11 protein-coding genes are annotated in these 15,081 nt (G+C 38.3%); all 11 read right to left on the bottom strand.

The features are described from left to right. Positions 1-79: 79 nt before the first annotated feature. The 11 genes from AACV01_RS06740 to prfC all read right to left on the bottom strand — a co-directional run bounded on the left by AACV01_RS06740 (position 80) and on the right by prfC (position 14,829). Positions 80-1,816 carry a pyridoxal phosphate-dependent decarboxylase family protein gene (locus AACV01_RS06740; RefSeq protein WP_041701276.1) on the bottom strand — a complete coding sequence of 579 codons (1,737 nt, stop codon included), beginning with the start codon at positions 1,814-1,816 and terminating at the stop codon, positions 80-82. A gap of 800 nt (positions 1,817-2,616) precedes the next feature. Further along, positions 2,617-3,930: a CitMHS family transporter gene (locus AACV01_RS06735; protein WP_020946230.1), complete on the bottom strand. Its 1,314-nt coding sequence runs from the start codon at positions 3,928-3,930 to the stop codon at positions 2,617-2,619. Positions 3,931-4,174: 244 nt separating this feature from the next. Further along, the gene (gene deoD / locus AACV01_RS06730; protein ID WP_004249423.1) at positions 4,175-4,891 is read right to left on the bottom strand and encodes a purine-nucleoside phosphorylase; all 717 of its coding nucleotides are present in this window, start codon (positions 4,889-4,891) and stop codon (positions 4,175-4,177) included. Positions 4,892-4,969: 78 nt separating this feature from the next. Then, positions 4,970-6,196, bottom strand: a complete 1,227-nt coding sequence (gene deoB / locus AACV01_RS06725; protein ID WP_004245637.1) for a phosphopentomutase — start codon at positions 6,194-6,196, stop codon at positions 4,970-4,972. A gap of 66 nt (positions 6,197-6,262) precedes the next feature. Continuing rightward, a complete protein-coding gene (deoA, locus tag AACV01_RS06720) occupies positions 6,263-7,585 on the bottom strand; it encodes a thymidine phosphorylase (protein WP_161682611.1) in 1,323 nt (440 codons plus the stop codon). A 69-nt stretch (positions 7,586-7,654) separates the two neighbouring features. After that, positions 7,655-8,434 (bottom strand): deoxyribose-phosphate aldolase, encoded by a 780-nt coding sequence (gene deoC, locus AACV01_RS06715; RefSeq protein WP_020946231.1) that lies wholly within the window; start codon positions 8,432-8,434, stop codon positions 7,655-7,657. 523 nt (positions 8,435-8,957) lie between these two features. Further along, positions 8,958-10,259, bottom strand: a complete 1,302-nt coding sequence (locus tag AACV01_RS06710; RefSeq protein WP_049196975.1) for a NupC/NupG family nucleoside CNT transporter — start codon at positions 10,257-10,259, stop codon at positions 8,958-8,960. A 287-nt stretch (positions 10,260-10,546) separates the two neighbouring features. Further along, the gene (locus AACV01_RS06705; RefSeq protein ID WP_060554876.1) at positions 10,547-11,329 is read right to left on the bottom strand and encodes a TatD family hydrolase; all 783 of its coding nucleotides are present in this window, start codon (positions 11,327-11,329) and stop codon (positions 10,547-10,549) included. Continuing rightward, entirely contained in the window at positions 11,326-12,387 is a 1,062-nt protein-coding gene (locus AACV01_RS06700) for a patatin-like phospholipase family protein (RefSeq protein ID WP_004245643.1), read from the bottom strand. The genes AACV01_RS06705 and AACV01_RS06700 overlap by 4 nt, the downstream gene beginning before the upstream one ends. Positions 12,388-12,483: 96 nt before the next feature. After that, on the bottom strand, positions 12,484-12,831 hold the full coding sequence (locus tag AACV01_RS06695) for a BON domain-containing protein (protein ID WP_004245644.1): 348 nt from the start codon (positions 12,829-12,831) through the stop codon (positions 12,484-12,486). Positions 12,832-13,239: 408 nt separating this feature from the next. Further along, positions 13,240-14,829 (bottom strand): peptide chain release factor 3, encoded by a 1,590-nt coding sequence (gene prfC / locus AACV01_RS06690; protein WP_004245645.1) that lies wholly within the window; start codon positions 14,827-14,829, stop codon positions 13,240-13,242. Between the last annotated feature and the right edge of the window lie 252 nt (positions 14,830-15,081).

Here is a 15,081-nt window from a genome sequence, read left to right as displayed (position 1 = left end):
ACTTCTTATACAAAAAACTGTACCTTATGTAAGCTTACTCAATCAAGGTACAGTTTATTTTATTCAATTAACTCACGAGTTAAATCTTGCTAACTTTCTTAGCACTTAAACTATGGCTCATTTCAGTAATTATCTTTAAGAAATTATCAATATGGGAACGTTCCGTATTCGGGTTCATAAAGACAGCTTTTTCCCCCGGAATATAAACATAGCGATTATTTTTTGCATACTTAGAGCAAGCAATAGAGTCAACCCAGTTGGTAAATAATCCCTTTTTACCCCGTTGTAAGAATAATTTTCTATGCCATTGTGCATTATGTACCATAAAGTCATAGGCTTCTTTATCTGTCGCACAGGTTGATTCTAGATCAAAGGCAACATTAGGATCAGAGACTAAGTTTGGATCATATAATTTAAACCCAACGCTTGGGCCTTGGTTTTGAGGCACTATGACTTTGGCATTCCCCATAGCAAGTAATTGATGGCGCATATAGTTCGCGTTTTGTAGGCAATGGGCAATGATGGTTTGATAGCCCTCAATCCCCATATAATGCATCGCAGAATAAGCACCAAAAATACCAACCCCGCTACGTGTACATTCAATAGTTGATTGTAAATGAGTTTGACCTTCTAATTCATGTTCAAAGTAAGTGAAGTTTTCCGGATCATTTTCAAGGGCAACAAAGTCATTGCCATTTTTCACTAACACTAAACTTGAGGTATAAGGTACATATCCCCACTTATGGAAATCAATAGTAATTGAATCAGCATATTTTAGATGTTTAAATTTCGCCACATTTTGGCGTAAACCTTCTAAAGTAATATCGTTGATAGCCAGAGGGTTGCTATTAAAATCATAATCTAAGAAGAAAATAATTGGCCAACCTACTGCTGCATCGACGTGAATATGTGGTTTAACCGCGATTTCAAATTCTTCACACAGACGATCTCTTAATTCGCAAACGCCTTTAACATCATCAACGCCAAAGGTGTCCGTCGTCCCTGTCGTCAGCATAATAGTTGGTACTTTACACTTAACAGTAAAACAAGCTCTTAATTCACGCTCTAAGTGTTCCAAATTAATCGTATTATCTTCGGACACCTTAATGCGGATAGTCTTGTTATTAACATCAACCCCTAATAGCGCCAAGTTGGTCATATTAGAATAATGGCCCCCTTGAGAGTTAATAATACGATAATCCTGATCGGCTGCCATGCCTAAATGTTTAGAATTAGGCATTGATTTACGTAAACCAAATAGATAACCATATAAGTTACACATGGTTCCACCTTGGGTGAAAACCCCAGAGGCAACTTCGGGATCGTACCCTACTAATTTAGCTACTTTTTTAATGGTGACTTTTTCTAAAACATCAGCAACACCAGAGTATTCACAATAAACCATATTAGGATTGCCCATTAATCCTAATATTGAGCCATAAACACCCGGATCGCTTGGCATCGCAATGACATTTTCAACCGCTAATGGATTTTCCCAGTTTTTGCATAACGTCGACACTAACATGAGTAACTCGTTAGGATCATTCTCTGGGTAATTAATATGTTGCTGGATCTGCCCATCAGCCATTAAACGGTCAAATAACACCTGTCCATTCTCATAACGCTGTAATTGATCCTTATCATTCGTCATGGTCTTTCTAAACTGTGTAATAGACTGAATGGTTTTATCCTGAAATATCGGCCAATACTGCGGATCACGGCTGAAAAAGTGAGTAATAACATCACGGTACTTCTTCTCAAATTCAGCATTTAGAATGTTAGCAGAAGATAAACCCAACAAATCTTGACTTTTCACTATATTCTCCAAATAAAAACCGACAATAGCTTAAATAAACTGAATAGCAATACTATACATTTTCTTATTGAAATAGTTAGTGATCTATATATAACAGTTGTTATTTAAATAGTTAACTAATAATTTATTTTATTTAAAATATATCAATAAGATAGGGATAAATGGCAAGCTATATTGACAGTCATCGCACTCCTAACCTTGCTTTTATGTGACTGACATCACAATAAAAATAGTCTCACTATTAGCATTATCGCCGAAATTAACTGTAATAATTTGATATATAATGAAAAAATATTAAAACCAAATAACTTATTGAAATTATTAGAATAGATATTTAATTAAATTAATTAATCTATTTTTAATGAAATTAATGCAATTAAAATTGCATTTAATGTAACTACAATACTCAAAGTAAGAACAAAAAACTACATTATGCTTTATTAATAGATAATTTATTTTTCACTTAACTTTTACGTGACATTAAATATTAAAATAATAGTTAATGATGCTAAAGCCGCTTAATAAAAACAATCAAGTTAATAACATTAGTTATTTATACTAAAAATAATTAAAAAATTAGCATAAGTTAAAAACTTAATATATTAAACTGTTAGGGCAAATAGTATTGGTAAGCGATGATAACGAACTTTACTAATAAACTGATAATAGTGATGAAACAGCTGAAATAGCTGATAGAAGATTGAGTAGGAAAATCAAATTGAGATGGGGATTAATACATAAAGCGGGAACAGTATTTCTTCCCGCTTTATTAATTAGAATTCGTCCTTAATCTACAAAAGTTAAAACAGTCCCAATAATGTGCCAACACCTAGGGTAAAGAAGCTAAATAGCCAAATCCAACCAAATGAGTAACGTAAATGTTTACCCATATCAGTGCCAGCAAGCCCCATAGCAAGCCAAGCGGCTGGTGAGAATGGACTTACAAAGGTTCCGGCATTATTACCTATGGCCATAGCATACACAACATCAGCAACATGGACACCACCACTAGCAGTGACCTCCTGCACAATAGGCAATAGCGCAAAATAATAAGCATCAGTGCTGGTAAAGATATCCATGGGAACGCCTAATATACCCACAACAATATGCAAATTATCAACCCAATGAGAAGGTAATACTGCTGCTAAATCGAGGGCAATAGCTTCCAGCATTTTCCCATTAGACATGATGCCTAAAAAAGCACCTGCCGCTAAAATAATTGCTACCATAGAGAGTGCTTGAGGAGCATGATGATTAATTATCGCTATTTGATCTTTCGGCTTAGGATAGTTGATCACTAGAGCGGCTGATAATGCAACCATAAAAATATAAGGCGCCGAAAATAATCCTAAGGCTAAACACGTAATTGAGCCGATAATTAACAGAAGGTTGATCAAAAATTTTTGTGGTTTTTCTGTTCCTGTTTCTGGCTGATCTTCATCAAATTGTCTTAATAAAGAATCTTGCTCATAAGGCGTAGTCCCTTTTAGTTTTGCTTTAGCAATACGTTTGGTTTCTCGCACCCCCATAACCGCGGCAAAGAGCATCGAGCCAAAAATACCAATTATCTGTACTGGGATGATCTTTTGCCACAATTCCGCAGCCGAAATACCGGTTACAGCCGAGGCTCTACCTAAAGGCCCTCCCCAAGGTACCATATTCATCACCCCCATACTGGTGCACATAATTAGCAACATAAGATAAGGGCTCATACCTAAACGGCGATATAGCGGTAAAAAAGCAGGAATAATAATTAAGAATGTCGCCGCTCCCGAACCATCTAAATGTACAACAGCCGCGACTAACGCTGTGACAATACACACTATAATGACATTGCCACGGGTGATACTGATCATCATACGGATCAGAGGGTTAAAAATATGCAGATCTTTCATTATGCTAAAAAAAAGTATCGCAAATAAAAACATCGTTGCGACACTACTCACCTTTTTAATACCTAATTCAAAAAAAGTAGATATTTCAGTAAATGAATAACCTGCGACAAGCGCACCAATTAATGGTATGACCGACATTGCAATAATTGGGCTTGTTTTCCCCATCATTAGTAATGTCACAATAGAAATAATAATGAGTAATCCGATAATCGTTAGCACATGAGGATCCTTGTAGTCGTTATTATATTTGCACTTTATGTTACAAAAATGCTAACCACTCATGTAAAAACAGTTTCAATGATGTGAAGTTAATCACCGATTATTTTCTATATAAATATACTTAGTAAAAATCCTAATTATATTAAATAAAGTTAAAAATCAAATAAATAAAATGAAAAATAGGCATAAAAAAACCCAATGCAATATTGGGTTTCAATTCAATTTAAGCAACGAAATGTATCAATTAGTCTTCTAATAACAGAACAGATTCTAATGCAATTTCAATCATTTCATTAAAGGTAGTTTGGCGCTCTTCCGAGGTTGTTTGTGTACCTTTCTTAATGTGATCAGAAACAGTACAAATTGTCAGGGCACGTGCACCATATTCCGCAGCTACACCATAAATACCTGCTGCTTCCATTTCAACACCTAAGATGCCGTATTTTTCCATCACATCAAACATTTCTGGATCAGGCGAGTAGAAAAGATCCGCTGAGAAAATATTACCCACACGAACTTTAATATCTTTTGCTTTCGCAGCAGAGACAGCATTTTGTACTAATTCAAAATCAGCAATAGCCGCAAAATCTTGGTCTTTAAAGCGTAAGCGGTTAACTTTAGAATCTGTACATGCTCCCATACCGATCACAACATCACGTAATTCAACATCTGGTAATACCGCACCACATGAACCCACGCGAATAATCACTTTTACACCAAAATCAGTAATTAGCTCTTTAGCATAAATTGAGCAGGAAGGAATACCCATACCGTGGCCCATTACAGAAATTTTACGGCCTTTATACGTACCAGTAAAACCTAACATGCCACGAACATTATTTACTTGACGTACGTCTTGTAAAAAAGTTTCAGCAATGTATTTAGCACGAAGCGGGTCGCCCGGCATTAAAACGACATCAGCAAAATCGCCCATTTCTGCGTTAATATGAGGGGTAGCCATAATTCTTCCTTTTAATATTGATCTTTCACTATTCAAATATAATTCGGTAGACATATTGCTATGCCTACCGAAGTAAAATTAAAACATTGCTTTACCGTATTCTACTGGTGATAAACCGAAGTATTTCACAACAGTTTGTCCGATATCAGCAAAAGTTTCACGGTGACCTAATGAACCTGGTTTAACTTTTGGCCCATAAACCAGAACCGGAATGTGTTCACGGGTATGATCTGAACCTTGCCAAGTTGGGTCACAACCATGGTCTGCGGTTAGGATCAAAATATCATCTTCTTTCACTAATTCCATCAGCTCAGGTAAGCGACGGTCGAATAATTCGAGTGCTTCACCATAACCGACAACATCACGACGGTGACCATAAGATGAGTCGAAATCAACAAAGTTAGTGAAAACGATAGTGTTATCACCCGCTAATTTCATCTCTTCAATCGTTGCATCGAACAGAGCATCAATACCTGTTGCTTTCACTTTCTTAGTAATACCTACATTTGCATAGATATCAGCAATTTTACCGATAGAGACAACGTGGCCTTGTTTTTCATCAACCAGTTTTTTCAACATAGTTGGTGCTGGTGGCTCAACAGCTAAATCATGACGATTACCTGTACGTGAGAAATTGCCTGGTTTGTCGCCAATAAATGGACGAGCAATGACACGACCGATGTTGTAATCACCTTTGTTTAGTTCATCACGAGCAATTTCACATAGCTCATATAATTTATCTAAACCGAAGGTCTCTTCATGACAAGCAATTTGGAAAACGGAGTCAGCAGAAGTATAGAAAATAGGTTTCCCAGTTTTCATATGCTCTTCACCCAGTTCATCCAGAATAACTGTACCAGAAGCGTGACAGTTACCTAAATAACCCGGCAAATTGGCACGTTTAACAATGTTGTCTAGCAACTCTTGAGGGAAAGAGTTTTTCAAATCTTTAAAGTATCCCCAATCAAATAATACAGGGACACCCGCGATTTCCCAGTGGCCTGACGGTGTATCTTTACCAGAAGAGATCTCACTCGCGTAGCCATAAGCACCAATAATTTCCGCATCTTTGTCTAAACCAACAGGGAATTTACCTGTTGATTCTTCAGCCGCTTTACCTAAACCTAAACGGCAAAGATTAGGTAGGTGAAGAGGACCTTTACGACCATCTTTATCCGCTTTACCTTCTGCAAATGCTTGTGCGATATGTCCTAAAGTGTCTGCGCCTTGGTCACCGAATTTCTCCGCATCACCAGCAGCACCGATACCAAAGGAATCTAATACCATGATATGTACACGTTTCATAATTCTCTCTCCTGTGTCATTTTCCGTAGACCACGGATATGTCACTTATAAATCATCATTGAGTTCTTATTCGCTGACTTGGCGATACACCATTGGTGACGTTTCACGTTTTGTCTCACCAATTACCATCGCTTTACGGACTTCTGCCGCAGCTTCTTGCCATGATTTTTCACTATTGGCATGGATCATCGCGAGTGGTGTATCTGTATTGATTTCTGTTCCTAGTGCCGCGATTTCACTTAATCCAACACTGTAATCAATAGCATCAGTTGCTTTACGGCGACCACCGCCTAAAGTCACAACTGACATACCTAAAGCTCGGGTATCCATTTCTGTGACAAAACCGGCTTTCTCAGCAAATACAGGCTTACTTAATACCGCCGTTGGCAGGTATTTATTGTAGTTTTCAACAAAATCTGTAGGACCATTTTGGGCAGCAACCATACGAGCAAAGACTTCCGCTGCTTTACCGTTATCCAGCACATCTTGCAGTTTTTGGCGAGCTTGTTGACGTGAGTCAGCTAAACGACCTGATACTAACATTTCTACACACAGTGCCATCGTAACTTCAAATAAGCGTGGATTACGGTATTCACCCGTTAAGAATTGTACTGCTTCACGGACTTCCACTGCATTACCTGCACTTGATGCTAATACTTCATTCATATCAGTCAGTAGTGCTGTAGTTTGGCATCCTGCGCCATTTGCTACTTGTACAATTGATTCTGCTAGCTCTTCAGATTTCTGATATGTTGGCATAAAGGCACCTGAGCCAACTTTAACGTCCATCACTAATGCATCCAAACCTTCAGCTAATTTTTTACCTAAAATAGATGCAGTGATAAGCGGGATTGAATCAACGGTAGCAGTAATATCACGTGTAGCGTAAAAGCGTTTATCAGCAGGTGCTAATGAATTGGTTTGCCCAATAATTGCTACACCAACATGACGAATAATATCGCGGAATTTTTCATCATCAGGGAAAATATCAAAGCCGGGAATAGACTCAAGCTTATCAAGAGTTCCACCAGTATGACCTAATCCACGACCAGAAATCATCGGAACATAACCACCACAAGCAGCGACCATTGGCCCTAACATCAGTGATGTAACATCGCCAACACCGCCTGTTGAGTGTTTATCAACAATAGGACCATTTAAGTTTAGACTTTTCCAGTTTAGTACAGTACCGGAATCACGCATGGCTAATGTCAAAGCCACACGTTCAGGCATGGTCATATCATGAAAATAAATTGTCATTGCAAGTGCTGCAATTTGACCTTCAGAAACAGTATTATCTCTGACGCCATTAATGAAAAAACGGATCTCTTCTTCAGTTAAAGGATGACCATCACGCTTTTTACGAATAATTTCTTGGGCAAGAAACACTGCAACCTCCTGGTGTTATAGCATTGATAACGCCCACCCATTGGCGGGTAGGCATACTTCATAAATGAATTAATAACCACTAGACGATTTTTGTTCGCCATGACCGAGTGTGGCTAATAAATTACCTAACAGACTTGATGCACCAAAACGGAAGTGGCGAGCATCAACCCAGTTATCGCCCATAATACGGTTTGCTAATGCAAGGTATTGCGCAGCTTCTTCAGCTGTACGTACCCCACCCGCTGGTTTAAAACCAACTTCTTTGCCAACACCCATATCGTGGATCACTTGAAGCATTAATTCAGCGCTTTCCAGTGTTGCATTAACAGGCACTTTACCTGTGGATGTTTTGATAAAATCAGCACCTGCTTTAATTGAGATTTCAGATGCTTTACGAATGAGCGCAGCATCTTTCAACTCACCCGTTTCAATAATAACTTTCAGTAAAGAACCCGCTTTAGCGCAAGCGTCTTTACATGCTTTAACGATATCAAAACCGATCTGTTCATTACCTGCCATTAATGCGCGGTAAGGGAAAACAACATCAACCTCATCAGCACCATAAGCTAATGCTGCATTAGTTTCAGCTAATGCGATATCTAAATCATCATTACCATGAGGGAAGTTAGTTACGGTTGCAATACGAATTTCTGGTGTTCCCTGTTCACGTAATACTTTACGAGCCAGTGGAATAAAGCGTGGGTAGATACAGATTGCGGCTGTATTACCTTCTGGGCTTTTCGCCTGATGACATAGTTTTGTCACTTTTTCATCAGTGTCGTCATCATTTAAGGTGGTTAAATCCATCAAAGACAGCGCAAGGCGCGCTGCAGCGGTTAAATCTGTCATAAAACTCTCCAACGATGTTTCTTAAGCCCTCTATGGGCATACGCTTTAAGGTTAGCGATTAATTTTGTTGGCGAGCGGACTTGGTTCCTTGAAGATGTGGTTGTAACAAGTGCTACAACGACAGCTGAGCTCCCTCTCACCGCGCTATGCTCACTTCGGCGACCCGTCATTGAGCTTTCGCCATTCCATGAAGTTTCAGCACATCTTATTTGAACACGCTAGAGAACAATTAGATATGCTTTCTGTCACAATAATAAAATGAAACTTGCAACTAAAGACATTAAATTGTGATTAGAATCACAAAAATTTTATTTTCTGGTTTAATGTTACTCGAATAAAGTCAGTAAGTCGTCTTTATAACGTAAAAACTTTTACTTTTAATAAAATGACTCATTAATTGGCTAACTTCTCTACAAGTTGCGAAGTAACTCACATATATATAAAGGTAGTTAACATTACAACAGAAAACAAACAAAAAGAGCAGATAAGCAATTACCTATCTGCTCTGTAAATACTTTCTTATTTAAGCAGCAACCACAGCCATTGCGGTTAATGCAAAAAAGAAGCCGGCGATGGTTGCACTCATTAAGTTAGAGAGTGTACCCGCCAAAACGGCTTTCATACCTAAGCGTGCGACATCTTTACGACGGCTTGGTGCCATTCCCCCTAAACCACCCAGTAATACCGCAACAGAGGAAAGGTTAGCAAATCCACACAGCGCAAAAGAGATAATCACTTTTGTTTGTTCAGACAAGGCCATTAAACCCGCTGCTGCTAATTGTGATTCATCTTGCAGATATTTACTAAACTCCGAGTAAGCATAGAATTCGTTGATCACCAGTTTTTGACCAATAAAAGAGCCAGCAATGGTTGCCTCACTCCAAGGCACACCAATTAAGAAGGCGATTGGTGCAAATACCCAGCCTAAGATTAATTCTAGCGAGAAGTCTTCATAACCGAACCAGCCACCAATTCCGCCAAGAATACCATTAATTAAGGCAATTAATGCGACAAAAGCGAGTAGCATTGCACCTACGTTTAACGCAAGTTGTAATCCTGAAGAAGCTCCTGATGCCGCAGCATCAATAATATTAGCGGGTTTTTCTTCATCACTTAAGTTATCAAAAGCATCTTTTTGATCATCAGGTGTTTCTGTTTCAGGAACCAAGAGTTTTGCGAAGAGTAAACCACCGGGTGCTGCCATAAATGAAGCGGTGATCAAATACTCCAATGGCACACCCATACTTGCATAACCAGCAAGTACCGAACCTGCCACTGATGCTAATCCACCACACATCACCGCAAAAAGTTCTGAGGTTGTCATTCTAGCAATATAGGGGCGAACCACCAGTGGTGCTTCTGTTTGTCCAACGAAGATATTGGCTGTTGCAGACATTGATTCAGTACGAGAAGTGCCTAATACTTTTTGTAATCCGCCACCTAAAATCTTAATGACAAATTGCATGATACCTAAGTAATAAAGTACTGCTATCAATGAAGAGAAGAACACAATAACAGGTAAAACACGCAAAGCAAAAACGAAGCCACCGTTGCCAAATAGCTCAAACATTTTGTCAGAAACTAAGCCAGCAAAAAGGAAGCTCATGCCGTTTTCACCATAATCGATGACATTTTTAACGGCATCAGAAATAGCCAATAACACTTTACGGCCACTTTCTGAATAAAGTACAAATGCGCCTAAACCAATTTGAATAAGGAATGCGCCACCGACCGTGCGTAATTTAATTGCACGTCGGTTGCTGGAGAAAAGAATGGCTATCAATATCAATGTGGCCATTCCGACCAAGCTCATAATGAGGTGCATTGAAGGATCCCTGTTCATATAAAAATTTAATGGATTATCAATAAGCTTGTTACTAAGTTTATTGACTCTTTTTTTGCCAGATAATTATACCTAGTCCCAGAAAAGAACCCTCTATATCCATCACAATTAGCATCTTAAAAAAGTAACATAAAAGTCACAAATGAGATCTAAATCACACTAAAAAGCAAAAAACGCACTTAATGGATAAAGTTTATTTGGAAAAGTGGTTAGCAGTTTAATAAAAAACGGTAATACGAATGGAAGAATAATTACTAATTTACTTAAAACTAGGCATCATCTGTTAACTGAAATAATTGTAGACTATTCAGGTAAAGTTGGTTTGCAATAACCTCTGCTGACTCTTGACGCAATTCACAAAGAGAAGAAAAAACAGCGAGAATTCGCTCAGGGCGGTTAGGCTCGCCTTGAAAACCATTTACAGGCATATCAGGCGCATCCGTTTCTAATAACAAGCGCTCTAAGGGTAGAGAGGCAATTGCACGACGTGTTTTTTGTGCGCGTGGATAAGTGATAGTGCCCCCTACCCCAATGAAATAGCCTTGTTGAACAAAACGTTCTGCTTGTTGCAGACTGCCGGAAAAACCATGGATCACACCTTTACGAGGAACTGAATAACGGCGCAAAATAGCACTTAGGTTATCATGAGTTTTACGTGAATGAAGGATCACTGGTAAATCAAATTCTATCGCCAATTTAAGTTGTGCTATTAAAAATTGTTGCTGTTTTTCCGGATGTGGATTTGTCATATAGTTATCCAAACCCATCTCCCCCATTGCAACACAACGTGGCGTCGTTTTTAGGCGTGTTTTAAGTTCAATCAAGTGCTGCTCTGTATGCGCTTCAATATATAAAGGATGCAAACCTAGTGCACAATATAATGCATTGTTATAACGAGACAATTCCGTTACCGCGTCCCAATTCCACTGAGCAACCGCAGGAATAATAATTTTTTTTACCTGAGCCTGTTGTGCTAAAGCAAGGCTATTCTCAAGGTCGTGATAAAAGACGGGAAAATCAAAATGACAATGCGTATCAATAAATCGACTCATTCTTGAACACTCCTTACTTCAGGGTGCACACTCCGAGTTCCTTTTTGAATGATTTCGGCATCTTCCGCTTTATCTGCTTTTGCTTCATTTTCAAATAGGCTAAATATTTTTTTATCGTGTTGCTGAAATTTTTTCTTAGAGAAGTGTTGACCAATAGTGGCTAGAAAATAGCGCCCACAGCGTCTACCAACATGATAATCATGATTTAATGCACTTAAACGGCTTCCTAATGCACTAGATTGTAGTGTTGTTGGTGGATATATTTCAATGATAACGGCATCTTCAGGTGGAGATTGGATAAATCTTAGTGTGTCAGTATAAGTTTCAATATGGACTTGAGCCATATTGAGAAAGCGTTGAAAACGGCCATTCTCAAACCATTTTCCCATTTTATCCACCCACTCGGTGGTATATTGATATTCAGACGGTACTGTTCGTATAACGACAATTGTACGACAACCACGACGATAAGCCTCTTTTACCGGGATCGCATCACTAATACCGCCATCATGGTAAACAACATCTTGAAATAAAACACCATTGCGATAAAACGCGGGGATCGCACTGGAGGCTTTCACAATATCAAGCCATGTGCTTTTTTCTGGTTGAAAATAATTTGCCTTAAAATTGTCGGAGCGACTTGCCACCATATAAAACTCGCGACCACTATCGAAACGACGTAATGCTTTAGGCATATTTAAAGGCATTTCTTTCGAAGTGGTTTCTATATACCAGTCAAGATCGAGTAAATTTCCCCCACGAACAAAACGAATCGGATTAAAGAATTGGTTATTGGTGGTATAACGGTTAATGACTCTGCGGGCGTACCCCCTTTGTCCACAAGCAAAAGCAGATAAGTTTTGCGCCCCCGCGGATACCCCTAGGAGTAGATCAAAAGGATCAAATTGAGAGCGCATAAATTCATCAAGAACACCGGCAGTAAAGATGCCCCGCTGTCCACCGCCTTCGCAAACTAATGCAACTTTGCCTTGTGGTAAGGATGATTGAAATTCAAGTGCAGTAATATTATTTAATGTAACCGGTATATACTTCCCCATAGAGTCTCCTTAATACAACCTTATAAGGATACTCGCACCTGTTTTCAAGGTCATTCTTTTTAATCACTAATTAAAATAAATTAAGTCGCTATTAAGTTAGCCTTGAATATTCACTGATGATTCAACGCTTTTTACACCATCAATTTTTTCAATGATCTGAATGATTTGTTTTTCCTGCTCTGCATTTTTAACAAAGCCGGCAACTGTGACATGACCAAATTCAGTACGAATTGAAAGTGATCCACTGTCAATGGAGGGGTTAGGTAATAGTGTTTCTTCGATTTTTTTCGATATTGCCGTATCGCTTAATTCATTGTTAACATTACTGGTAGTTTTATCAATTTCGTTATACCACGATGTCTCCGCAATAGTTGCTGTACTTATCATTGTCACTGTCATACCCGTGACGAGCGCTAATACTAATTTTATTTTTTGTTGATTCATTGCTTCCCCCTGCTCATAAATTAATCATGACAGGAAATGTGTGTATTTTTTATCAAATTATTAACAAGTACTTCAGTTACACTACTAAGTTATGAGTAGCAAATAAAGTAATAAATAGTAAATAAAGATAACTTTTTGTAATTTTAATCTAAAAAATAGCCATTTATATGTAAAAAGTTTTTATTTTATTTATACAATGAGTATAAAATTATCATTATTAGGATAGCAGAGAATAGAAAGAGTAATAGCTGATTAAAGGGTAGTTTTTATTAGAATATCGACGGAATATAAATAGTATAGATAAGATTATTGAGTAAATCTAAACAGATACTGGGATTGATTTTACAATATATTATTGTGAAAAAAGCCATAAAAAATATGGCTTTTTATATGATTTATAAAAGAAAATTAGTGTTCACGCGTTTGATGGAACTCAATATCAGGATAGCGTTCACGGGTTAAATTTAAGTTAACCATCGTTGGTGCAATATAAGTTAAGTTATCACCACCATCTAATGCCAGATGTTGCTCATTTTTACGCTTAAATTCTTCGAGTTTCTTTTCGTTACTACATTCAACCCAACGAGCCGTCGATACATTCACAGATTCATAAATGGCTTCAACGTTATACTCACCTTTTAAGCGTGCAACCACGACATCAAACTGTAGCACCCCAACTGCGCCAACAATTAAATCATTATTAGCTAGGGGTCTAAACACCTGTACCGCACCTTCTTCAGATAATTGCACCAGACCTTTTAACAATTGTTTTTGTTTTAGCGGATCACGCAGACGAATACGGCGGAATAATTCCGGAGCGAAGTTAGGAATACCGGTGAATTTTAACATTTCACCTTGAGTAAAAGTATCACCAATTTGAATGGTACCGTGATTATGCAGGCCAATAATATCACCAGGATAAGCATGCTCAACATGAGAACGATCCCCTGCCATAAAGGTCAATGCATCTGAAATCACCACATCTTTTTTCGTACGTACTTGGTGCAGTTTCATCCCTTTATCATACATGCCTGACACCACCCGTAAAAAAGCAACACGGTCGCGGTGTTTGGGATCCATATTAGCTTGAATTTTAAAAACAAAACCCGTGAATGTCTCTTCAGCCGCTGTCACTTCTCGCATATCAGTTTGACGAGGCATTGGCGCTGGCGCCCACTTCACCAAACCATCAAGCATGTGATTAACACCAAAGTTACCCAATGCGGTACCAAAGAAAACCGGAGTCAATTCACCTGCTAAGAAAGCTTCATGATCAAACTCATGTGATGCACCTAACACCAACTCTAGCTCATCACGTAATTGAACGGCTAAATCATCACCAATCGCTTCATCTAACTCAGGATTATCCAACCCTTTGATTACTCGTGAGTTTTGGATAGTATGACCTTGGCCTGTTTGATAAAGATAGGTTTCATCTCTTAAGATATGGTAAACCCCTTTAAACAGTTTTCCACAGCCAATCGGCCAAGTAACAGGACTACAGGCAATTTTTAGCTCTGTTTCAACTTCGTCCATTAATTCCATCGGATCACGAATATCACGATCCAATTTATTCATAAAGGTCAAAATTGGCGTATCACGTAATCGAGTTACTTCCATTAATTTACGAGTACGATCTTCAACCCCTTTTGAAGAGTCAATGACCATTAAACAACAGTCAACGGCAGTTAAAGTACGATAAGTATCTTCAGAGAAGTCTTCATGCCCTGGGGTATCAAGTAAGTTAACTAGACAATCTGCGTAAGGAAACTGCATAACAGAAGTGGTAATGGAGATACCACGTTGTTTTTCCATTTCCATCCAGTCTGATTTAGCATGCTGATTTGAACCACGCCCTTTTACTGTTCCTGCACGTTGGATAGCTTGTCCGAATAACAACACTTTTTCAGTGATGGTTGTTTTACCCGCATCGGGGTGGGAAATAATGGCAAAAGTTCTACGACGAGCAACTTCTTGCTGAAAAATAGGATTAGACATCAATAGTGATCTTCTAGTTGATAAACAAGTGAATGCACTGCACTGAGATATTTCTATAACGACTTATTAAGTGACTATAAAGCACATTCACCCGTAAGTTAATCTTAGTTGGCGCTTATTTTCGCCTATCTTGGCTTTATAAACAATCAATGGTTATCTATTTATTCTCAGCATTGTGCCAATGCTCTGTTGTCGTTGTTTGTAATCGTTGTTTTTTTAGCTGATGAACAACCGAGGCTAGGCCACAAATTT

It is taken from the genome of Proteus sp. G2609 (genome assembly GCF_963896135.1).
GTDB lineage: Bacteria > Pseudomonadota > Gammaproteobacteria > Enterobacterales > Enterobacteriaceae > Proteus > Proteus mirabilis.
Note: the sequence above shows the minus strand (reverse complement) of the source record. Positions and strands in the feature narration are given on the sequence as shown.

Coding starts and splice junctions, on each gene's coding strand:
- deoD (WP_004249423.1), bottom strand. CDS start 4,891: ATGGCTACCCCTCATATTAACGCAGAAATGGGCGATTTTGCTGATGTC.
- deoB (WP_004245637.1), bottom strand. CDS start 6,196: ATGAAACGTGTACATATCATGGTATTAGATTCCTTTGGTATCGGTGCT.
- deoC (WP_020946231.1), bottom strand. CDS start 8,434: ATGACAGATTTAACCGCTGCAGCGCGCCTTGCGCTGTCTTTGATGGAT.
- AACV01_RS06710 (WP_049196975.1), bottom strand. CDS start 10,259: ATGCACCTCATTATGAGCTTGGTCGGAATGGCCACATTGATATTGATA.
- AACV01_RS06705 (WP_060554876.1), bottom strand. CDS start 11,329: ATGAGTCGATTTATTGATACGCATTGTCATTTTGATTTTCCCGTCTTT.
- AACV01_RS06700 (WP_004245643.1), bottom strand. CDS start 12,387: ATGGGGAAGTATATACCGGTTACATTAAATAATATTACTGCACTTGAA.
- AACV01_RS06695 (WP_004245644.1), bottom strand. CDS start 12,831: ATGAATCAACAAAAAATAAAATTAGTATTAGCGCTCGTCACGGGTATG.
- prfC (WP_004245645.1), bottom strand. CDS start 14,829: ATGTCTAATCCTATTTTTCAGCAAGAAGTTGCTCGTCGTAGAACTTTT.